The organism is Pseudodesulfovibrio indicus, from assembly GCF_001563225.1.
Classification (GTDB): domain Bacteria; phylum Desulfobacterota; class Desulfovibrionia; order Desulfovibrionales; family Desulfovibrionaceae; genus Pseudodesulfovibrio; species Pseudodesulfovibrio indicus.
The window spans coordinates 3,507,190-3,527,319 of record NZ_CP014206.1; the positions used below are offsets into that span (position 1 = coordinate 3,507,190).

Below are 20,130 nucleotides of genomic sequence, written 5' to 3' on the forward strand. Positions count from 1 at the left end.
GATCTAGTCCTCCGTATTCTTTTCTTTTTTGGTGTAAAAGTCCTGACGCTGCTGGTAGTAGCCGAGAATGAACATGGACTGCTTATCCGACGGCATGGAGGCCGGGAAGCCGGTTGCGGCGTCGATGCCGCCCACGATCTCCTGGATCGCCTTGTCTAGGTTGATCGCCCAACCCGGCTTGTCCTTGCGGATCTTGGCCAACCCATGCTGGGCGTTCTTGACGATGATCGGAAAGGTCCGGGCCGGGGTGGCGGCGGCGGACGCGAAGAAACGATCCTTCACCGTGGCGTTGGCGCCGGGAACCGCCTCCTCCTGGATACGTTCGACAATGGCAAACAGCCGACCGAGGCGGTAGCCTATGTCCGTGTTGGTGGTATCGAGGGTCATGGGAATCTCCTGTTTTCTGTTGCGAACGAGAAAGGCCTTGATCACCGCCGCCCGCAGGTAGTTGACCTCCTTGTCGGCCCGGATGCGGCCGATGGCGGCGGACAGCAGGGTCTGCGGATAGGCCAACCCCTGAACCACGGACCGGACGAACTGGCCGAAGAGCAAGGGCGACATGTTTTTCGAGTCCCGCTGCGGGGCCAACTCCTTGAGCAGATGCCACGGGCTCGGGTGTTCCGGATCGCTGTCGAACCTCCGCTGCAGGGCCAGGGCGCGGTAGTGTTCGCCCAGATGGGCGGCCATGTCCCCCACGGTGCCCACGTGCCAGAAACGCACCGAGAGCCGGGCCGCGTTGGGCGAGAGACCGAGCACGTAAAACGGCGTTCGGGAATCGCCAAGCTCCTCTGGGTATTTGCCCTTGGTCACGGCCGAGAGGTAGCCCTCCAGCCGCCGGGCCAGGCTGTCGTCTTCCGCGTGCCGGCCGCCCATGGCGAAGTTGAAGAACCGCTCCGCCTCGCCGCGCGCCTCGGTCCAGAAGACTACGGTGGTGTCGCCCACGCGCAGCTTGCGCGGGCTCTCCGGGGCCAGCAGATGGTTCAGGGCCGTGGTGTAGGCAAAGGCCGCCCGCTCCGAGACCGGGGCGTTCAGGTTCCCTTTACCCTTATTATAAGACTCAAAGGCTGTTGCATTGAATGACACCAAGGCCGCCCCTGCTGTATTCGCTCCCTGAACATTCTTGATTTGCGGATGTGTATAGGCAATAGCTTGACCACTCAAGCCAGTTATCAAGCACTGACCGACATCCTCAGGGGCTTCCTTTTCCAGATGTTGCAGCCATATCCTCCTCAACCCCTCTCTTTCATGAAGAAATCCAGGTTCACCATCCAGCTGAAATACCATGAAACGTCCGCTCATGACATCATCGTTTGCCCAGGAAGGAATGTCGCCGAGTTTCCGTTTCTTGGCGAACTCAGAGAAAGCCTTAGCTCCCATATCCTCGACGCCTTCCAGAAGTCCAAATTGCCGTTTGGCGAAGTCGTCAAAAGCGAACGTATGAAATTGACGATTCCCTTTGGGGTCAACATCGCATCCAATTACATATTTTGATTTATCCCAAAGGAAATAGGCTGGTGCCTTTGTTCCTGATCGCTCTTTAGGAGGTTTGGGGACTACCACCTTTTTCAATACAACGCGGTTGCCGTCTCTCTCCCGAAGGTCGTGAACACCAACTACATCTCCATTCTTTGCCAAAATCACGCAATGCGCGACAGATTCAACACTAAAGCCAAATTCTGGAATTGCCGACGAACTGTCAGCCAACAGCCGTTCGTAATAGCCGTTCAACGCCTGGAGGATCATGACGCCACCCCCTCGCGGGCCAGGGCCTTTGCCACTTCCACCACTCCGCCCTCCAGGGCCGGGCGGAAGAAGACAGGAGCCATGTCGCGCGCGTAGTCGATGTCGTAGAGCATCCAGCCGAGGTCGCGCGCCGGATCGTCCGCCAACGGCGAAACGGGCACGTCGCCCTCTATCGGCTCGAAGAACGCCGCGAACTCGCGGCAGCCGAGGTAGGGCCGGTGAAAGCACTGCCCCTTGGCTGCGCGGCGGTTGAACATGTCCAGGTGCTTGCCGTCGTTCCGGTCCTCGTCCGACGTATACTCGAAATGCGCCTCGATGACGTACTCCACGTCGCGCAGAACCATGGCGGCCCGCTGCTGACGGCTGTCTTCGATGAAGAGCTGCAAGGGCTTGTCGCCGCCCTTCATGGCGGTTTTAACGCTGCCCACCGGCACCTTGGCGTCCACCTCGTTGCGGCGCACATTGTCGAACCGGACGGGCCGCATGACGTGGATGCGGTCCACAACCCAGCGGATGGACGGTTTCCAGTAGATGGCCTCCAGAATCCCCCGGGCGGCAGACGGTGTCATCACGTCATAGCTGACGCGCTCAACCTTCATCTCCGGCCGGGTGAAGCAGGCGTAGTCGCCCCAGACCCTGAGCTTTATTCCTGACACAACGGTCACCTCCTTGTTGTGGTCCCTAAATCAAAAAATCCTCCCCCCTCCACTCCCCTGGAACAGTCAGGCCGAGCCGGTCGTCGTAGTGCTCCATGCGGCACAGCACCGCATAAGTGTCGGCCACCCATTCCACTGCTCCGGCGTGGTCCAGGGCGCGCAGTTGCCCCTCGTAGACCTGCACCGTGTACTGTTGCAGTTCGCGCAGGAGGCCGCCGGGATTTTCGACGTACCGCAAATTGTCGATCAGCTTTCTTGCCCGGTCATTCCACGGGATGATCACCGGCTGCATGGGATTGTCGATGAACCGAAACTTGTGCTGCGCCTCCTGGAACCGCCACTCGAGGTCCAAGCTATTCAGGTCGGCCAGAACGTTCTTGCGGTCCAGGGAATCCTGAAGCCAGTAATGCAGGCGGAAATAGTGGCGGATCGCGGCGGGCGAAAAGGGGTCCGCGCCTGCGTCGAGGTTGCGCAGCACCGAGGCCGTATGCTCCGCCTGGGCTCCGAAGGCGCGTCCCAACCCCTCGTCCGGAAAAAATACGGACACCGGAGCTGTGCCCTCTCGTTCGCCCTCGCGGTTGCAGCGTCCCGCGGCCTGGACGATGGAGTCCAGCCCGGCCATCTCGCGGATGACCTCGGGGAACGACACATCCACCCCGGCCTCGATCAACTGGGTGCTGACCACCCGGCACGGTTCACCCTCTTTCAGTTTTCGCCGAATTTCATCCAACCGCGCCGAACGATGGGCCGGGCACATGAGGGCACTCAGGTGACAAGCGCCGGGCTCGTCCTCCACCATGCCATACAGTTCGGCCGCGCGGGCTCTCGTGTTGACGATGCACAGCACCTGTTCCGGCTTTCTCATCAACTGCGCGACGGCGGGCAGGGCGAGCTTGCCCAGGTCGCGCAGCTCGGTGCGCCTGAACGCTTCGTGCAGGCGGTCCGGTTCCGGGGCCAGCTCGCGTTCCGCGTTCAGCCCGGTAAGACCGGGTGTACGCCCAGCCCTCCGGTTGGCCGCAAAATCCTCGCGGCGCAGGGCGGGCTGAGTGGCGGTGCACAGCACCACGCTGCATCCGTAATGGTCCGTCAACTCCTCCAGTGCGCGCAGGCACGGGTCCAGATATTCCACGGGCAGCATCTGGGCCTCGTCCAGAATGATCACCGACCCGGCCACGTTGTGCAGCTTACGGCAGCGCGAGGGTTTGGCCGCGAAGAACGACTCGAAGAACTGGACACTGGTGGTGACTACCACGGGCGCGTCCCAGTTCTCGCAGGCAAGCCGATGGCGGCGGGCCTCGTCGGTCTCGCCCGCGTTGTCAGCTTCGCTGAAGGCATGCCTCGGATCGAAGGTGCTGTGGTGTTCGATGACGGCACCGGGATGATCCCGGAACACGTCGCGGAACACCCGAGCGTTCTGCTCGATAATAGAAGTGTAGGGAATGACGTAGATCACGCGGCGCAAACCGTGGTGGCGGGCGTGATCAAGAGCGAAAGCCATGGATGAGAGCGTTTTGCCGCCGCCGGTAGGCACGCTGAGGGTGAACAGCCCAGGCACGAGGGGCGCCTTGTTCCGGCAATGGGCCAAAATTTCCGCCCGTAACCCATTGATGCGGCCCAAGGAATCGAACGCGGCGAGCCGCTTGTCCAACGCGGTCGCCAACTCGTACATGGACGGGCCGGGGACACGCCACGCATGCTTGCCCGGAGTCATGAACCGCTCGGTGTCGAGAAAGTCGGCATCTACCAGGACCGAAAAGAGCATGCGCGTAAAAAACGAACATGCAAAGCCATCTTCCGGGACAAAGGGTAAACCGGGTTCGACGAAAGCCGCGAGGGGATTTTCCACATCGTCAGGCAGGGTGATGGCTTCCGCTATGACTTGCCTCAAAGAACGCTTGTTCTTCGAATGCGAGTAATCAGGCAAGCCTCCGTGATGTCCGGCCACACAATAGGCCCCGATACGGCCGAACCCGGTGCCCAAACCATCCAGCAGACTGGCTCCGAGGCCTTTGTGATCCGCGTGTTTCCGAGACTCCCCCGTTAGCCTCATCTGGAATTTCGGATTGCATTTGCCGATGTCGTGGAGTCGACCGATGATCCGCCCCCACTCTCCCGCCCCGAAAGCGGCGGACGACCTGGCAGCCAACCTTTCCACTGCGGCGAGGTGATCACTCAGCAACTGCCACTCCGACTGAGGCGCCCCCTCCTGGGTATGGGCATACAACATCTCTAAACTCCGCTATATTTATTTGCGAATACGTCCGCAACCATCCGAGGTGGCAGAACTACTAGTCGGTTATCCGGGAACAGCAGAATTCTTATAGGGTCATATATATGTTGGTGGCAAGGGATAGGGATCCAAAAGCTAAAACAGGTAGACAGAAGATTGTTTAATCTGCCTCCTTTAACCAGAATGAATCAACGCACGGAATCTGAGTGAGGTAGAGAAGTGGGTCCGGTTTGTTGGACCACTTCTGTCGAAGCGGGATACACCGTCGAGATCTGGCCGGTTGGTGGAGAGGTTTGCGGGGGATTCACGTGCGATCGGTTTCAGATCGCCCAACGATCTCTTGAGCGCCATCCTTTAGGTCGCAAGACCGACCAACGCGAATAACCTATTTATTAAACTGGACCTTCTAGCACCGAGGGACTTCGTCATTTAGAGTGCATCGCATGCGCGAGGTGCGGAACAGCGCTGATTCCGCATGGCGCTGAAAAAGAAATGGACATAGCGCGGATGCCGTAGAAAAAAGGCGGCAGCACGCCCTTCATGACTACAGGCATCCACTACGATGCAGTTCCATCCATCCTTGGGCTACCTGGCGAACGCTTCCCAATCCTTCAAGAACGCTTCAAGCCCCTTGTCGGTCATGGGATGATGCACGAGCTGTTTGATGACGGAGAAGGGAATCGTGGCCACATCGGCACCGATGAGCGCCCCGTCCAGCACGTGCAGGGGGTTGCGCACGCTGGCGATGAGTATCTTCGTCGGAAACCCGTAATTGTCGTAAATGGTGCGGATCTGCTCGATAAGCTGCATCCCGTCCTGGGACAGCCCGTCCAGACGGCCCACGAACGGGCTGACGTACGTCGCCCCGGCCTTGGCGGCGAGCAGCGCCTGCATGGCCGAGAACACGAGGGTGACGTTGGTTTTGATGTTTTTTGCCGTCAGCGCCTTGCAGACAACGAGGCCCTCGCCGGTCATGGGCAGCTTGATGACCACATTGTCGCCGAACCCGATGAGGTCCTCCGCTTCCCTTTCCATCTCGGCGGCGGTCAGGCCGACAACCTCCAGGGATACGGGGCCATCCACTTCCTCGCAGATACGTTTGGCCTGATACCGCCATTCGCCGCCTTCGCGAGCGAGCAGCGTGGGATTGGTGGTCACGCCGTCAACCAACCCCTGTTGTGTGGCGGCACGGATTTCATCGAGATTCGCGGTATCGAGAAAGAATTCCATGGGAGACTCCTTGTCTTTATTTGACTGCAGGGGAAGAAGGCCTGCCGCAACAGGACCCGGATCACGGACGCACCGCACGCGAACGGCCTATTGGCCGTAATACGCATTCTTGCCGTGCTTCCTCTGGTAGTGTTTATCGATCAGGGACGGCTTGAGCGGACCGGCGTCGGGATTGACCTGCCGGGTCAGCAGGGCCATGCGCGCTATTTCCTCTAGCACGGCGCTGTTGTAGAGCGCCTTTTCCGCCGACACGCCCCAGGTGAACGGGCCATGGCAGGCCACCAGGACCATCTCCACCTCGGCGGGCGACAGTCCCTTGAATGCGGCCAGGATCTGGTTGCCCGTCTCGGTTTCGTAATCACCCCGGATCATGGCGTCCGACATCACCTCGGTGCACGGCACCTCACGGGCGAGATGGTCGGCGTGGGTCGTCCCGAACACCGGGATGGGCATACATGCCTGCGCCCATGCCGTGGCATAGGTGGAATGCGTGTGCGTGATGCCCCGGATTCCCGCGAACGCCCTGTACAGCACGGAATGGGTATTGGTGTCCGAAGACGGGCGCAAATCACCGTCCACCACGGCGTTGTCCAGATCGACCACGACCATGTGCTCCGGCTTCAAGTCGGCGTAGGGCACGCCCGATGGCTTGATGGCGAACACGCCCAAGTCGGGGTCATAGGCGCTGACGTTGCCGAAAGTGTATATGGCCAGCCCGAGAGCGGGAATCTGGATGTTCGCCTCAAAGGCCTCCCGCCGTATCTCAGTGTAGCGTCCCATGGCCTACTCCGTCAGGTTGTTTTCAATAAAATCGCCCACATGGCGATACTTCTCGAACAGCACCCGGTAGCGGGCGGCGCTCGCCGGGTCGGGGCTGTACACGGTGTCGAAACCGCTGCCCATGGCCTTCTGCGCTTCCATCACCGAGGGGAACAGACCGGCGGCGGTCGCGGCGAACATGGCCGCCCCGAGGGCTACCGTCTGCTCGGATTTCGCCACCTTGATGTCCATGTCCAGGACGTCGGCCAGGACCTGCATGACGAACGGCGCCTTCTTGGGCACGCCGCCGATGGCGATGACCTCCTTGATGGGGACCCCTTCCTCGCGGAACCGCTCCACGATCAGACGGGCACCATAGGCGGTGGCTTCCACCAGCGCCCTGAAGATTCGGGGGGCGTCGCTGCCCAGATTCAGGCCGCACAACGCGCCCTTGAGCGCCTGGTTGGCAAAGGGCGTCCGGCGTCCGTTGTGCCAGTCCACGGCCAGTTCGGCGGTCTCGCCGGGCGGGATGGCGGCCGCGGCCTCGCTCAAGGCGGGGATCAGCCTGTCGGCCAGCGTCTGTTCCAGGGCCGCAGCCGCGTCGGCATCGAGGCCGGGCTGTTCGCCCAACAGGGTCAGGGGCCACAGGAGAAGCTGCTTGAACCAGGCGTAGATGTCGCCGAAAGCCGATTGCCCGGCCTCCAGGCCGATCATGCCCGGCAGAACGGACCCGTCCACCTGGCCGCAGATTCCCTTCACCAGGGTATCGCCCAGCTCGTCGGAGGGGGCCAGCAGCACGTCGCACGTCGACGTCCCGATGATCTTGACCAGGCTGTAGGGCGCTATTTCGCCGCCCACGGCTCCCATGTGCGCGTCGAATGCGCCGACGCCCACGGCGATGCCGGGCCGCAGTCCAAGCCGCCCGGCCCATTCGTCGCTCAGGCCGCCCGCCTTGAGGTCGGCGGTATGGGTCTCCCGGTACAACCGCTCGCGCAGACCGGCCAGAAGCGGGTCCAGCGAGGCCAGGAACGTTTCGTCGGGCAGGCCGTCCCACAGCTCGTTCCACATGGCCTTGTGTCCGGCGGCACACCGGCTGCGCTTCATCGCTGCGGGGTCGGTCACGCCGGTCAGCACCGCGGGAATCCAGTCGCAATGCTCCACCCAGGACCAGGCGGCATCGCGGACGGCTTCATCCTCGCGGAGCGTGTGCAGGATTTTGGACCAGAACCATTCGGATGAATACACCCCGCCGCTGTAACGGGTGAAGTCCTCACCGCCCCATTCCTTGGCGTGCCTGTTGATCTCCGCCGCTTCGGCAATGGCCGTGTGATCCTTCCAGAGTATGAACATCCCGTTGGGATTTTCCGCGAACTCCGGGCGAAGCGCCAAGGCGACGCCTTGCTTGTCCACGGCGACCGGGGTGGACCCGGTCGTGTCCACGCTGATGCCCGCGACCTTGGAGGCGGCACCCTTGGGTCCGCTCGCCAGGGCTCCTTTCACGGCCCCTTCCAGCCCTTCGAGATAATCCAGCGGATGTTGCCTGAAACGGTTCACCCGCGCGTCGCAATACATTCCCTTTGACCAGCGGGGATAGTAAAAGACATGGGACGAGACCTCGGTGCCGGTGGCCGTGTCCACGAGAACCGCCCGCACCGAATCCGTGCCGTAATCGAGTCCCAGGACATACTTCGAATCGCTCATGCTCCGCTCCTCCCCTGGTTCCGGCTATTTGTAATAGACTTCATTGGCCCGAATCTCGCCCTTGAAAGCCCGGATATCGGTGTTCCGGTCAATTTCCAGCATCTCGACGTCCATCATCTCCGCGAAGTCGCGCAGATGCTCGACGGTCACGCTCTGGCTGAACCCGGAGTGGTGCGCGCCGCCGCCGAGAATCCAGGCTGTCGCCGAGACCTTGAGGTTCGGCTCCGGACGCCACAGGGCGCGCGCCACCGGCAGCTTGGGCAGATCGCTGGGCGTGTCGACCACCTCCACGGGGTTGACGAGCATGCGGAACCGGTTGCCCATGTCCACGATGGTGGCGTTCAGGGCGGCTCCCTTCCTGGTGGAGAAGACCAGCCTGGCCGGGTCGTCCTTGCCGCCGATGGACAGGGGGTGCAGCTCCAGCGAGGGCTTGCCCCCGGCGATGGACGGACACACTTCCAGCATGTGCGCGCCGAGCACCAGGGCCTCGCCGTTTTCCGGCAGGTGGTAGGTGTAATCCTCCATGAACGATGTGCCGCCCTGCAATCCGGCTCCCATGACCTTCATGGAACGGACCAGCATGGCGGTCTTCCAGTCGCCCTCCGCACCGAACCCGTACCCGTCGGCCATGAGCCGCTGGCAGGCCAGGCCGGGGAGCTGGGCGAGGCCGTGCAAATCCTCGAAGGTGGTGGTGAACGCCTTGAACCCGCCCTCCGCCAGGAACCGGCGCATGCCGACCTCGATGCGGGCCGCCTCGCGGATCATCGGGTCATCGGGCTTGGCGGTCAGCCGGGACACGTCGTAGGCCTGGAAATACTCGTCGACCATGCTCTTGATGTCCGCGTCGGAAACGGCCTTGACCCGAACGGCCAGGTCGCCCACGCCGAAGCCGTGGACCTCGTAACCGAACCGGATCTGGGCCTCCACCTTGTCGCCCTCGGTCACGGCCACGTCGCGCATGTTGTCGCCGAAACGGGCCACCTTGGCGCCGCGCGAATCCGCCACGGCGGCCGCCGCGCGCACCCAGACGCCGAGCTCGTCACGGACGTCCCGGTCCTGCCAATGCCCGACCACGATCTTGCGGTTCAGGCGCAGGCGGGAGCAGATGAAGCCGAACTCGCGGTCGCCGTGGGCGGACTGGTTGAGATTCATGAAATCCATGTCGATGTCCGACCAGGGAATCTCGCGATTGTACTGTGTATGCAGATGGACGAAAGGCTTGTTCAGGGAGGAGAGTCCGGCGATCCACATCTTGGCCGGCGAGAACGTATGCATCCAGCAGATCAGCCCGATGCAGGCCTCTGCCGCATCGGCCTCCCGGCACACCTTGGCGATCTCATGAGACCGGGTGGCCACGATTTTGGGCACGATTTTCACCGGCATCGCCTCGCTCAGGGCCTCGGCGATTTCCGCAGCGTTTCTCTCGACCTGTTTCAGGGTTTCCGGTCCATAGAGATGCTGACTGCCAGTCACGAACCAAATCTCGAACTTGTCAAATGATATCATACTTCTATGCCTCCTCCCGGACAGGGCTCGACCCAATGACGGCGTCGACGCGGGCCGGGTTTCGTTATCGTTCACGGTATGCCATATCTACATACCAACGCAAAATCATGTCAACCCTCGCACCACAATTGGACGGTTCGGCCCGGCTCCGTGCCGGAACGCCCCCGAACCGCTGTTTACAAACCGGCCTGAAGGCGGGTAATCAGAGGCCATGACACAGCATCTGAGCCAGAAAAAGGTCACCATCAAGGACGTCGCCAGAGAGTGCAACGTCTCCATCCAGACCGTTTCGCGCGTGTTGAACAACCGCAGCGACGTCTCCGATGCGACCCGCGACAAGGTCCAGGCGGTCATCGACGGGCTGGGCTACCAGCCGAGCATCATCGCCCGGGGCATGCGCAGGCAGAGCGACACCCTGGGCGTGATCATTTCCGGGCTCCGCTACACCGGCGTGGCCACGACCCTCAACGGCGTGGCCAGGGCCTCGGAGGAGCGGGGGTTCACCCTCATCCTCAAGGAAACGTCCTCCATGGACTGCCGCGACGTCCTGTCCTTCATCCATTCCCTGATGGCGCACCAGGTGCGCGGCATCATCTGCGCCGCCCCGCAAGTGGGCTCGAACTGGACCATCCTGCAACAATCCCTCCCGGCCAAGACCCCGCCGCTGGTCTTTCTCAAGGGCAACCCGCTGGCCGCGCCCGTGACCGTTTCCATCGACAACTATGCCGCGGGATACAAGATCACCCGGCACCTCATAGATCGGGGGTACACCCGCATCGCCCACATCAACGGCCCGAGGGACTGGTGGGAATCCATCGAGCGGGAGCGCGGGTGGCGGCAGGCCCTGATCGAAGCCGGCTTGCCCGTCCACGACCGGGCCGTGGTCGCCGGCGACTGGTCGCCCGCGTCCGGCAGGGAGAGCTACCTCCGCCTCCTGAAAGGCTACCCCGAAATGGACGCCGTATTCGCGGCCAACGACCAGATGGCGCTGGGCGTGCTGCACGAGGCCGGACTGCGCGGTGTGAACGTTCCCGAATCCTTGGGCGTCGCGGGCATGGACGACATCCCGGAGTCGGCGTTTTTCACCCCGGCGCTGACCACGATCCGGCAGAATTTCCACCAATTGGGCGACCTGGCGGTCCGCAAGCTCCTGTACCTTGCGGGCACCACTCCGGATGACGAATGCGTTGCCAAAGACACGATCATCATCCAGCCGGAGGTGATCGCGCGCCAATCCACCAACAGGAACGGAGAGTGAGCATGATGGAGAACGGCAGACGCATCGGCGTCCTGTGGGACATGGACGGCGTCATCGTGGACAGCGGCGAAGCCCATTACGTTTCCTGGCAGGCGTCCCTGAAACGATACGGCCTTCCCTGCACCCGGGAGTTCTTTGACGAGACCTTCGGCATGAACAACAGGGGGATCATCTCCCTGCTCCTGAAACGCGACGCGACCGACGAGGAAGTGGACGCCATCGGCGGTCTGAAGGAAGAGCTTTTTCGGCAGGACATCAAGGGCAACATCGCCCCCCTGCCCGGCGTGGTCGAATGGCTCGAGCGGTTCAAACGGGCGGGATTTCCCCAGGCCGTGGCCTCTTCGGCGCCTCAGGAAAACATCGACGCCATCATCGACGGCATCGGTCTGCGTGCGTCGTTTCAGGCGCTGGTCTCCGGCTCCGCGCTGCCCGGCAAGCCGGACCCGAGCACGTTCCTGTTGGCCGCCGAGCGCCTGGGCCTGCCGCCCTCCGAATGCCTGGTCATCGAAGACGCCAAGGTCGGCGTCCAGGCGGCCAAGGCGGCGGGCATGCGGTGCCTGGCCGTGTGCACCACGCACCGGGCGGAAGAACTGGCGAAAGCGGACCTGGTCCTCAAGGGGCTGGCCGACCTGACCTCCGACGCCGTGGGAACGCTGTTCCCCTGATTCAGCACCCCGTCTCAGTCGCGCTCATCCGGCTCGCACGGGACGCCGGGCAGGAGGATGGTGAACTCGCAGCCTCCCGCCTCCCTGTTCTTGACCTCGATGGAGCCGTTGTACTTGCTGATGATGCCGTAGCTCACCGAAAGCCCGAGCCCGAGATTGGTGTCCTTGCCGAGCTTTGACGAATAGAACGGCAGAAAGATGTTGCTCGGGTCCTCGTCGAGGATGCCGCACCCGTCGTCCATGAACCGGATGCGGGCCAGGGGCTTTCCGCCCTCCTCCACCATGTCGGTTTCGATGCGGATGGTTCCCGCGTCGCCGGCCGCCTCGAAGCTGTTTCTGAAGAGATTTAGCAGGACCTGCTTGATCTCGTTCTTTCTGGCCTCGACCACCACAGGACAATCGGGCGGCGAAAACCGGATCTCGATGTTGCGCCGCCGCGCGTCGATCCGAAGCAGGGCGATGATGGACAGCAGCAGCTCGCTGATGTCGATCTCCTCGATGACCACACGGGTTCGGTCGGAAAACGAGATCAGGTTGCTGACGATCTGCTTGATGTCCTCCAACTCTTCCTCGATGAGGTCGATGGTCTCGGCCACCTGCGTCTTTTCGAGGTTGAACTTCAGATAATTCAGGTGATTATAAATAATCTCCAAGGGGTTGTTGATCTCGTGGGCAACGCCCGCCGAGAGGATGCCCACCGAGGCCAGCTTCTCGGCCATGGTCAATTGCTGGCGCAGCGTTTCCTGCCGGGAGATGTCCTCGACGATGAGGATGTTGCCGATGAAGAACGCGCCGTCGCCGATGGGCAGGATCTTGATGTCCGCCGTGGTCTCCTTTTCACCGACCGTGGTGGGCACGGCATAAAACGCCGCCTCCCGCTGCTCCGCGAACGCGCCCTTGATCAGGGGCAGCGCTTTGCCGTCGCCCAGGGGAAACAGGTCGTCGATGCGGAGTTTCCTGTAGTCGGCATCGCCGAGCTCGAAATAATTCCGGCCATTGTCGTTGATCATCTTGATGCGGTTGTCGTTGTCCACGACCACAAGGTTGATCGGCAGCTTTTGCAGGATGGCCTCGTTGTAGCGCAGGAGCTGATAGAACTCGCGCGAGTCCCCGGCCTTGGCATGCTCGGCCAGCTGGCTGTAGCACAGCTTGATCAGGTTGACCTTGTCCACGTTCTCGATGGATTCGGTGACGATGGTCTTGCCGTTGCGCAGGATGGTCACCCTGTCGGCCAGCGACGCCACCTCGTCGATGCCGTGGGCAAGGCAGAGGATGGCCGTGCCCTCCTCCTTCAAGGCGGCCAGGACGTGAAGCACCTTGTCCAGGTCCTCGGCGGACAGCTGCTCCAGGATGGCGTCCAGCACCAGAAGGCGCGGCTTGCGCAGGACGCTCCGCAGGAAATAGACGATGAGCTGCTCCGACGGACGCAATTCCTGAACCAGGGTCTCCGGGGAAAAATCGAAGCCGTACTTCTTCAGGATGTCCCCGCATTCCCGGTGCCACGCCCGTTTCTTGAAGAAAAACGGTTTGCTCTTGATCAGGTCGGGTATGAGCAGATTGTCGGTCACGGTCAGGCAGTTGATAAGATGGGTCTCCTGGCAGACCAGCTCGATCTTGAGTTTCCTCGCCTCCCGCTGACTCAGGTTGGGGTATGCGGTGCCGTTGTAGAACCGCCGCCCGGAGTTGAGCCGGAGCAGCCCCGCCGTGAGGTTGGCCAGAGAGGACTTGCCCGCGCCATGATCGCCGATGACCACATGGAATTCCCCGGGGCCGATGTCGAGGTTCACATTGCGCAGGGCATGGATGTGCCCCACGCCGCAGGCCACGTCTTCCAGCCTGAGGACCGCTTCACCCGGACCGTTCTCAGGCATATTGGTCGATCTCATATTTCTTCAGCTTGTTGTACAGCGTCTTGCGGCTGATGTTCAGGACCATGGCGGCCTTACGCTTGTTGTTCCCGGTTTCCTTGAGCGTGCGCAGGATAAGCCGCTTTTCGGCCTCCATGAGCATGGACCCCCGCCCTCCCTGCCGCTTCCTCTCCATCAGCGGGGTGGGCAGGTCTTCGAGATTGATGCAGTCGGCCACGGCCAGAGTGGCCGCATAGTTGATGGTGTTCTTCAATTCCCTGACATTGCCGGGCCAGGCGTATTCCATGAACCGCTCCATGACCTCCCCGGACACGGAACGGACTTCCTTGGCGTTCTCCGCCGAGAACTGGGCCAGGAAATACTCGGTCAGCAGGGGGATGTCGTCGCGGCGCTCCCTCAGCGGCGGCAGCTTGAGGATGGCCGCGTTCAGCCGATAGTACAGGTCCTGCCGGAACCGTTTCTCGCTGATGAGCTTGTCCAGGTCCCTGTTGGTGGAGGTGATGAGCCGAATGTCCACCTTGATGGATTCCGTCCCGCCGATGCGGCGGATCTCCTGATTCTGGAGCGCCCGCAGGATCTTGGCCTGGGTGGACATGGACATGTCGCCGATCTCGTCCAGGTAGAGCGTCGTATCCCCCGCCCGCTCGATGATGCCGATGAACCGGCTCTGCGCGCCGGTGTACGCGCCCTTCTCATGGCCGAACAACTCGTTGTCCAGCAGGCTGTCCGGGAAAGCTGCGCTGTTGACCGTGACCATCTTTTTCGAGGCCCGGAGCGAGTTGTTGTGGATGAGGTTGGCCAGCAGCTCCTTGCCGGTGCCGTTCTCTCCCAGAATGAGGACCGAGATGTTCGTGCCCGCCAGCTTCTTGGCCTTCTCGCACACGGCCAGGACCTCGTCGTTGCCGGTCACGATGCTGCCGGAAAGCTCCACGATCCTGTCCCGCAGGGTCGAGTTCTCCTGCTCCAGCTCCCCGAGCTTGATGGCGTTCTCCACGATCTTCAGCAGCTTGTTGAAATCGAGCGGTTTCTGGACATAGTCGTAGGCGCCGAGCTTGACCGAGGTCACGGCGGACTCGATGGAACCGAAGCCCGTGATCATGATGACCGGCAGCCCCGGATACCGCTCGACCATGTCCTTGAGCAAGGCCAGGCCGTCCTCTTCCCCCAACATGATGTCGAGGAGCACGACCCCCACGGAACCGCTTTCCAGCGCGCCGAACGCCCGGCGCGAATTGGGCGCCTCGTGCACGAGATATCCGAGTTGCTCGAAGTTGCGGGCCAGGCTGCTCGACAGCTTGAGGTTGTCGTCGACAATCAGAATTTCCTTTCCCATTTCTCCACCCTGTGCCGATTGATTCGTCTGAAGAAAGTGTGAACCTCGGATACACACTTTCACACCATGTGTGAAAATGTTACACATTCGCCATATTACGTCAACGTTCACGGAACATCTTGAAAAACGGCATAACTTACCGAAATAAAAGCTCTAATCACCGAAAGGCGAGCTTGTCCGCCAGAGAGTGATCACTTTTATTACAATCACGTCAATGCTGACAAAAACGTCGGGAACCGGCTCCATTCAACGCATTGCGAACGGACCGCCCGCTTCGCCGGGTCCAACGTCGCGATTCGGTTCGATATTTGCTCTGACTTTATGACCCGTTGCGGCGTGATAAAGCGGAATTGCTGCTTCTATCTGCGAAGTGGTTGCCCCAGTCCCGGGCAGTTGATTCAGGGACTGTTGCCTAGAGGTAGGTTTGAGTGATTCAACATCATTTGGAGGTATTATGAAAAACGTGGCTACTAAATTGATGATGATTTGTGCACTGGCGCTGGCGGTCGGGATGTTCCTCGCCGCTCCGGCTCTGGCCAAAGACAAGATCGTGGTGGGCTTTTCCCAGATCGGCGCTGAAAGCGCCTGGCGCGTCGCCAACACGGAATCCATCACTTCCGAAGCGGCCAAGCGCCCCAACATCGAACTGAAATTCTCCGACGCCCAGCAGAAGCAGGAAAACCAGATCAAGGCCATCCGCAACTTCATCGCCCAGGGCGTTGACGTCATCGCCTTTTCCCCGGTCGTCGAAACCGGCTGGACCCCGGTCCTGAAGGAAGCCAAGCGCGCCGGCATCCCCGTGATCCTGTCCGACCGCGCCGTTGACACCGAAGACGACACCCTGTGGGTCACCTTCATGGGCTCCGACTTCGTCGAGGAAGGACGCCGCTCCGCAAAATGGCTCGCCGAAAACTATGACCGGCTCAAGAACGCCGACAAGTCTTCCGACGTCATCAACGTCGTGGAACTCCAGGGCACCGTCGGCTCCGCTCCGGCCATCGACCGCAAGACCGGTTTTGAAGAAGTCATGAAGAACTACCCCCAGTTCAAGGTCATCAAGTCCCAGTCCGGCGACTTCACCCGCTCCAAGGGCAAGGAAGTCATGGAAGCCTTCCTGAAGGCCGAAGGCGCCAAGATCGACGTGCTCTACGCCCACAATGACGACATGGCCATCGGCGCCATCCAGGCCATCGAGGAATTCGGCCTGAAGCCCGGCAAGGACATCATCATCGTGTCCATCGACGCCGTGCGCGGCGCATTCGAAGCCATGATCGAAGGCAAGCTCAACTGCACCGTCGAGTGCAGCCCCCTGCTCGGACCCCAGCTCTTCGACGCCGTTGAAGACCTCATGGCCGGCAAGACCCTGCCCAAGCGCATCGTGACCAACGAAGGCGTCTTCCCCCAGGAAGTCGCCGCCAAGGAACTGCCTAACCGCAAGTACTAGCGTTGGATTTGCCCCGCCAGGGGCTCCGTAAGATCAAATCACGAGCTCCGGGCCGGCCCGCTCGGGCCGCCCGGAGCTCTCAACGCCAACCAGCGCGTCGGACATCTTATCACGAGTATCGGAGCAGGGAATGTCGAACAACCAGGATGCGATCCTTCAAATCAAGGGCCTCAGCAAGAGTTTCCCCGGCGTAAAGGCCTTGCAGGACGTGGATTTCACGCTGCGCCGCGGGGAAATTCACGCCTTGATGGGCCAAAACGGCGCGGGGAAATCAACGCTGATCAAGGTCATGACCGGATTGTACAAGAAGGACACCGGGGAGATGCTCCTCGAAGGGCAGCCCTTCGAGTTCGGTTCGCCCGAGCAGGCCCCCAAGCACGGCATCAGCACCGTGTACCAGGAGGTCAATCTGATCCCCCACCTGTCGGTGGCGGAGAACATCTACCTCGGCCGCCAACCGAAGCGCTTCGGGGCCATCGACTGGCCCACCCTCAACCGGCGGGCCGAGGAAGCGGTCAAGAAACTCGATCTGGACATCGACGTGACCCAGCCGGTGTCCTCCTACTCCATCGCCATCCAGCAGTTGGTGGCCATCATCCGCGCCCTGGACATCCAGGCCCGCATCCTGATCCTGGACGAGCCGACTTCGAGCCTGGACGCCGCCGAGACCGAACGTCTCTTCACCGTGCTCAAGAAACTCAAGTCCCAGGGCATCGCCATCGTCTTCGTGACGCACTTCCTCGGCCAGGTTTACGAAATTTCCGATACCATCACCGTCTTGCGAAACGGCAAACTCGTCGGCGAGAAACCGGTGGCGGAGCTGCCCAAGCTGCAGCTGATCGAGATGATGCTCGGCAAGAGCATCGAATCCCTCCAGAAAGCGGACAAAAAAGCGCCCAAGGACTGCGGCACCGGGAACAACCTCTGCTTCCTGCGAGCCCAGGGATTGGGCCGCAAGGGGGCCATGTCGCCCTTCAACCTGGTGATCCGCAAGGGAGAGGTCATGGGGCTGGCCGGCCTGCTCGGCTCCGGGCGGACGGAAACGGCCCGCCTGCTGTTCGGCGTGGACAAGGCGCAGCAGGGCAACCTGTACATTAACGACAAGAGCGAGGTCTTGAACTCCCCCCGCAAGGCCATCGCCCATCGTTTCGGCCTCTGCCCGGAAGACCGCAAATCGGAGGGGATCATCGAAGACCTTTCGGTCCGCGAAAACATCATCCTCGCCCTGCAGGCGCGGTCGGGAATCTTCAACAAGCTCTCCCCCAAGCGCCAGAGCGAGATCGTTGACAAGTATATCAAGATGTTGGACATCAAGGCATCGAGCCAGAACCAGAAGGTCGGCGATCTCAGCGGCGGCAACCAGCAGAAAGTTATCGTGGCCCGCTGGCTCGCCTCGGACCCGGAGTTCCTGATCCTCGACGAGCCCACCCGGGGCATCGATGTCGGCGCCAAGGCGGAGATCGAAAAACTGATCGTCGAACTCAGCCGGGCCGGAATGGCCGTGCTGTTCATATCGAGTGAGCTGGAAGAAATCATATCCTGCGCGGACAGGGTCGCCGTGCTGAGAGACCGCGAAGTCGTCGATGAGATCTCCGGCGACGAGATAGAGGAATCCAAGATCATGAAGATTATCGCGCAGGGAGGAAAACAATGAGCCTGAAGCCGTCCTTTCTGCAGAACGAGGCCACGGCCAAGCTGATCTGGCCGCTTGTCGCCCTTTCCGCAATCATCATATTCAACATCCTGTTCACGCCCGGCTTTTTCCACATCGAGATCAAGGACGGGCACCTGTTCGGCAGCCTTATCGACATCCTCAACCGAGGCGCGCCGGTCATGCTCGTGTCCATCGGCATGACGCTGGTGTTCGCCACCGGCGGCGTGGACCTGTCCGTGGGCGCGGTCATCGCCATCTCCGGGGCCATCGCCGCCCATCTCATCCGGCCGGACTACGTCAAGGGCGTCATCGAATACGGCGAGCTGACCCCCCTGTTCCAGGTCATCGCCATCCCGCTGATCGTCTCGTTGGCGGCGGGATTGTGGAACGGCGTGCTCGTGGCCTACGTCGGCGTCCAGCCCATCATCGCCACGCTCATCCTGATGGTGGCCGGGCGCGGCATCGCCCAGCTGGTCACCGAAGGCCAGATCCTGGTCTTCATCCATGAACCGTTTCAATACATCGGTGGCGGCTTTCTCTTCGGCATTCCGTTCCCCATCATCCTGGTGCTGGTCGCCCTGGCGGCGACCTACCTGCTGACTCGACGAACGGCGCTCGGCCTGTTCATCGAAGCCATCGGGGCCAACCCCAAGGCCAGCCTGTACATGGGCATACGGGCCAAGGTGATCAAGGTCGCCGTCTACATGTTCTGCGCCCTGTGCGCGGGCATCGCGGGGCTGATCATCTGCTCGGACATCAAAGCGGCCGACGCCAACAACGCGGGATTGTTTCTCGAACTGGACGCCATCGCCGCCGTCATCATCGGCGGCACGATGTGGGGCGGCCGTTTCACCGTGGCGGGCTCGATCATCGGCGCGCTGATCATCCAGTCCCTGACCACGACCATCCTGACGCGCGGCATCGCTCCTGAAATAACCCTGGTATTCAAGGCCGTGGTCATCATCTGCGTGGCCCTGATCCAATCCGAGACCTTCAGAAACATCCTGGCAGGCCGCCTGATGAAAAAGGAGGCCGGAAAATAATGCGACTCCGCCTGAATCAGAAAAACATCCCCATTCTCGCAACCATCGCCGTATTCCTGATCATCTACGCCATCGGCGGGTTCATGTATTCCGGCTTCTTCTCCCTGCGGGTCTTCGTCAACCTGTTCATCGACAACGCCTTCATCGGCATTATCGCCATCGGCATGACCTTCGTCATCATCTCGGGCGAGATCGACCTCTCGGTCGGCTCCGTGGTGGCGCTGGTCGGCGTTCTCCTGGCGACACTGGTCCACGACCACGGCATGCATCCCATGCTGGCGATCCCGATCTGCCTCGCTCTCGGAGCGGTACTGGGCTGCGCCATGGGGTGCCTGATCCACTTCTTCCAGTTGCCCTCGTTCCTCGTCACCCTGGTCGGCATGTTCCTGGCGCGAGGCCTGGCCTTCCTGCTCAGCCTGAACTCCATCCCCATCAAGCACCCCTTCTTCGAAAGCCTGGTGGACTTCGGCTTCCAGGTGACGAGAAAGGTCTGGGTGCCGTCCATCGCCATGGTCTTCGTGGCCATTTTCGCCCTGGGCGTGTTCCTCTCCCACTTCACCAAATTCGGCCGCAACGCCTACGCCATCGGCGGCAATGAGCAATCAGCCGTCCTCATGGGCTTGCCGGTGGGCAGGACCAAGATATACATCTTCACCCTCAACGGCCTCCTCTGCGCCCTGGCGGGCGTGGTCTACTCCCTGTACACCATGTCCGGCTATCCGCTGGCCTGCGTGGGCCTGGAGCTGGACGTCATCGCCGCCGTGGTCATCGGCGGCACGCTGCTCACCGGCGGCGTGGGCTACGTGGAAGGCACCCTCATCGGCGTCCTGATCCTCGGGCTGATCCAGACGTTCATCACGTTCCAGGGAACCCTCAGCTCGTGGTGGACCAAAATCGTGGTCGGCGTCCTGCTGTTCGTGTTCATCCTGCTGCAACGCTACCTGTCGACCGCCTACTCCGGCGGCGACGTCGGGACGGCAAAACAAAACGCCCAGGATGACGGGCGAACGGCTACCGAGTAGGCCAAGCGAGGCATTGCG

General features: G+C 61.5%; 15 protein-coding genes. 6 read left to right on the top strand and 9 right to left on the bottom strand.

Annotated features, from left to right (window positions below; all coding sequences use genetic code 11):
- Positions 1 to 3: 3 nt before the first annotated feature.
- The 7 genes from cas8c to araA form a co-directional block, all read right to left on the bottom strand.
- Positions 4 to 1,743: a type I-C CRISPR-associated protein Cas8c/Csd1 gene (gene cas8c, locus AWY79_RS16040; protein ID WP_066806134.1), complete on the bottom strand. Its 1,740-nt coding sequence runs from the start codon at positions 1,741 to 1,743 to the stop codon at positions 4 to 6.
- Positions 1,740 to 2,399, bottom strand: coding sequence for a type I-C CRISPR-associated protein Cas5c (gene cas5c / locus AWY79_RS16045; protein WP_078063819.1), 660 nt, complete (start codon positions 2,397 to 2,399; stop codon positions 1,740 to 1,742). The genes cas8c and cas5c overlap by 4 nt, the downstream gene beginning before the upstream one ends.
- Positions 2,400 to 2,424: 25 nt before the next feature.
- A complete protein-coding gene (gene cas3, locus AWY79_RS16050; protein ID WP_233490946.1) occupies positions 2,425 to 4,578 on the bottom strand; it encodes a CRISPR-associated helicase Cas3' in 2,154 nt (717 codons plus the stop codon).
- A gap of 636 nt (positions 4,579 to 5,214) precedes the next feature.
- Positions 5,215 to 5,859: a fructose-6-phosphate aldolase gene (fsa, locus tag AWY79_RS16055; RefSeq protein ID WP_066806138.1), complete on the bottom strand. Its 645-nt coding sequence runs from the start codon at positions 5,857 to 5,859 to the stop codon at positions 5,215 to 5,217.
- Between the two features lie 87 nt (positions 5,860 to 5,946).
- Entirely contained in the window at positions 5,947 to 6,639 is a 693-nt protein-coding gene (gene araD / locus AWY79_RS16060; RefSeq protein WP_066806141.1) for an L-ribulose-5-phosphate 4-epimerase AraD, read from the bottom strand.
- A gap of 3 nt (positions 6,640 to 6,642) precedes the next feature.
- A complete protein-coding gene (locus AWY79_RS16065; RefSeq protein WP_066806143.1) occupies positions 6,643 to 8,319 on the bottom strand; it encodes a ribulokinase in 1,677 nt (558 codons plus the stop codon).
- A 24-nt stretch (positions 8,320 to 8,343) separates the two neighbouring features.
- Positions 8,344 to 9,825: an L-arabinose isomerase gene (araA, locus tag AWY79_RS16070; protein WP_066806145.1), complete on the bottom strand. Its 1,482-nt coding sequence runs from the start codon at positions 9,823 to 9,825 to the stop codon at positions 8,344 to 8,346.
- Positions 9,826 to 10,036: 211 nt separating this feature from the next.
- Between araA and AWY79_RS16075 the strand changes: the two genes are divergently transcribed.
- Together AWY79_RS16075 and AWY79_RS16080 are read left to right on the top strand one after the other, a co-directional pair.
- Positions 10,037 to 11,083 carry a LacI family DNA-binding transcriptional regulator gene (locus tag AWY79_RS16075; protein WP_078063820.1) on the top strand — a complete coding sequence of 349 codons (1,047 nt, stop codon included), beginning with the start codon at positions 10,037 to 10,039 and terminating at the stop codon, positions 11,081 to 11,083.
- A gap of 2 nt (positions 11,084 to 11,085) precedes the next feature.
- Entirely contained in the window at positions 11,086 to 11,748 is a 663-nt protein-coding gene (locus AWY79_RS16080) for an HAD family hydrolase (protein ID WP_066806147.1), read from the top strand.
- Between the two features lie 14 nt (positions 11,749 to 11,762).
- On the opposite strand, the gene AWY79_RS16085 is transcribed toward AWY79_RS16080, so the two are convergent.
- Positions 11,763 to 13,619: an ATP-binding protein gene (locus tag AWY79_RS16085; RefSeq protein ID WP_066806149.1), complete on the bottom strand. Its 1,857-nt coding sequence runs from the start codon at positions 13,617 to 13,619 to the stop codon at positions 11,763 to 11,765.
- Entirely contained in the window at positions 13,612 to 14,949 is a 1,338-nt protein-coding gene (locus AWY79_RS16090; RefSeq protein ID WP_066806151.1) for a sigma-54-dependent transcriptional regulator, read from the bottom strand. The genes AWY79_RS16085 and AWY79_RS16090 overlap by 8 nt, the downstream gene beginning before the upstream one ends.
- A gap of 463 nt (positions 14,950 to 15,412) precedes the next feature.
- On the opposite strand from AWY79_RS16090, the gene AWY79_RS16095 reads away from it, so the two are divergent.
- The 4 genes from AWY79_RS16095 to yjfF all read left to right on the top strand — a co-directional run bounded on the left by AWY79_RS16095 (position 15,413) and on the right by yjfF (position 20,112).
- Positions 15,413 to 16,393, top strand: coding sequence for an ABC transporter substrate-binding protein (locus AWY79_RS16095; RefSeq protein ID WP_199533826.1), 981 nt, complete (start codon positions 15,413 to 15,415; stop codon positions 16,391 to 16,393).
- Positions 16,394 to 16,523: 130 nt separating this feature from the next.
- Positions 16,524 to 18,047, top strand: a complete 1,524-nt coding sequence (locus AWY79_RS16100; RefSeq protein ID WP_066806159.1) for a sugar ABC transporter ATP-binding protein — start codon at positions 16,524 to 16,526, stop codon at positions 18,045 to 18,047.
- Positions 18,044 to 19,090: an ABC transporter permease gene (locus AWY79_RS16105; RefSeq protein WP_066806161.1), complete on the top strand. Its 1,047-nt coding sequence runs from the start codon at positions 18,044 to 18,046 to the stop codon at positions 19,088 to 19,090. Before AWY79_RS16100 ends, AWY79_RS16105 begins: the two co-directional genes overlap by 4 nt.
- Positions 19,090 to 20,112: a galactofuranose ABC transporter, permease protein YjfF gene (gene yjfF / locus AWY79_RS16110; RefSeq protein ID WP_066806163.1), complete on the top strand. Its 1,023-nt coding sequence runs from the start codon at positions 19,090 to 19,092 to the stop codon at positions 20,110 to 20,112. Before AWY79_RS16105 ends, yjfF begins: the two co-directional genes overlap by 1 nt.
- Positions 20,113 to 20,130: the final 18 nt, after the last annotated feature.

Excerpts from the sequence above, each read along its gene's own strand:
- AWY79_RS16080 (WP_066806147.1), top strand. The coding sequence starts at position 11,086 with ATGATGGAGAACGGCAGACGCATCGGCGTCCTGTGGGACATGGACGGC.
- AWY79_RS16090 (WP_066806151.1), bottom strand. The coding sequence starts at position 14,949 with ATGGGAAAGGAAATTCTGATTGTCGACGACAACCTCAAGCTGTCGAGC.
- AWY79_RS16085 (WP_066806149.1), bottom strand. The coding sequence starts at position 13,619 with ATGCCTGAGAACGGTCCGGGTGAAGCGGTCCTCAGGCTGGAAGACGTG.
- cas8c (WP_066806134.1), bottom strand. The coding sequence starts at position 1,743 with ATGATCCTCCAGGCGTTGAACGGCTATTACGAACGGCTGTTGGCTGAC.
- AWY79_RS16105 (WP_066806161.1), top strand. The coding sequence starts at position 18,044 with ATGAGCCTGAAGCCGTCCTTTCTGCAGAACGAGGCCACGGCCAAGCTG.
- AWY79_RS16100 (WP_066806159.1), top strand. The coding sequence starts at position 16,524 with ATGTCGAACAACCAGGATGCGATCCTTCAAATCAAGGGCCTCAGCAAG.
- araA (WP_066806145.1), bottom strand. The coding sequence starts at position 9,825 with ATGATATCATTTGACAAGTTCGAGATTTGGTTCGTGACTGGCAGTCAG.
- AWY79_RS16075 (WP_078063820.1), top strand. The coding sequence starts at position 10,037 with ATGACACAGCATCTGAGCCAGAAAAAGGTCACCATCAAGGACGTCGCC.
- araD (WP_066806141.1), bottom strand. The coding sequence starts at position 6,639 with ATGGGACGCTACACTGAGATACGGCGGGAGGCCTTTGAGGCGAACATC.
- yjfF (WP_066806163.1), top strand. The coding sequence starts at position 19,090 with ATGCGACTCCGCCTGAATCAGAAAAACATCCCCATTCTCGCAACCATC.
- fsa (WP_066806138.1), bottom strand. The coding sequence starts at position 5,859 with ATGGAATTCTTTCTCGATACCGCGAATCTCGATGAAATCCGTGCCGCC.
- AWY79_RS16065 (WP_066806143.1), bottom strand. The coding sequence starts at position 8,319 with ATGAGCGATTCGAAGTATGTCCTGGGACTCGATTACGGCACGGATTCG.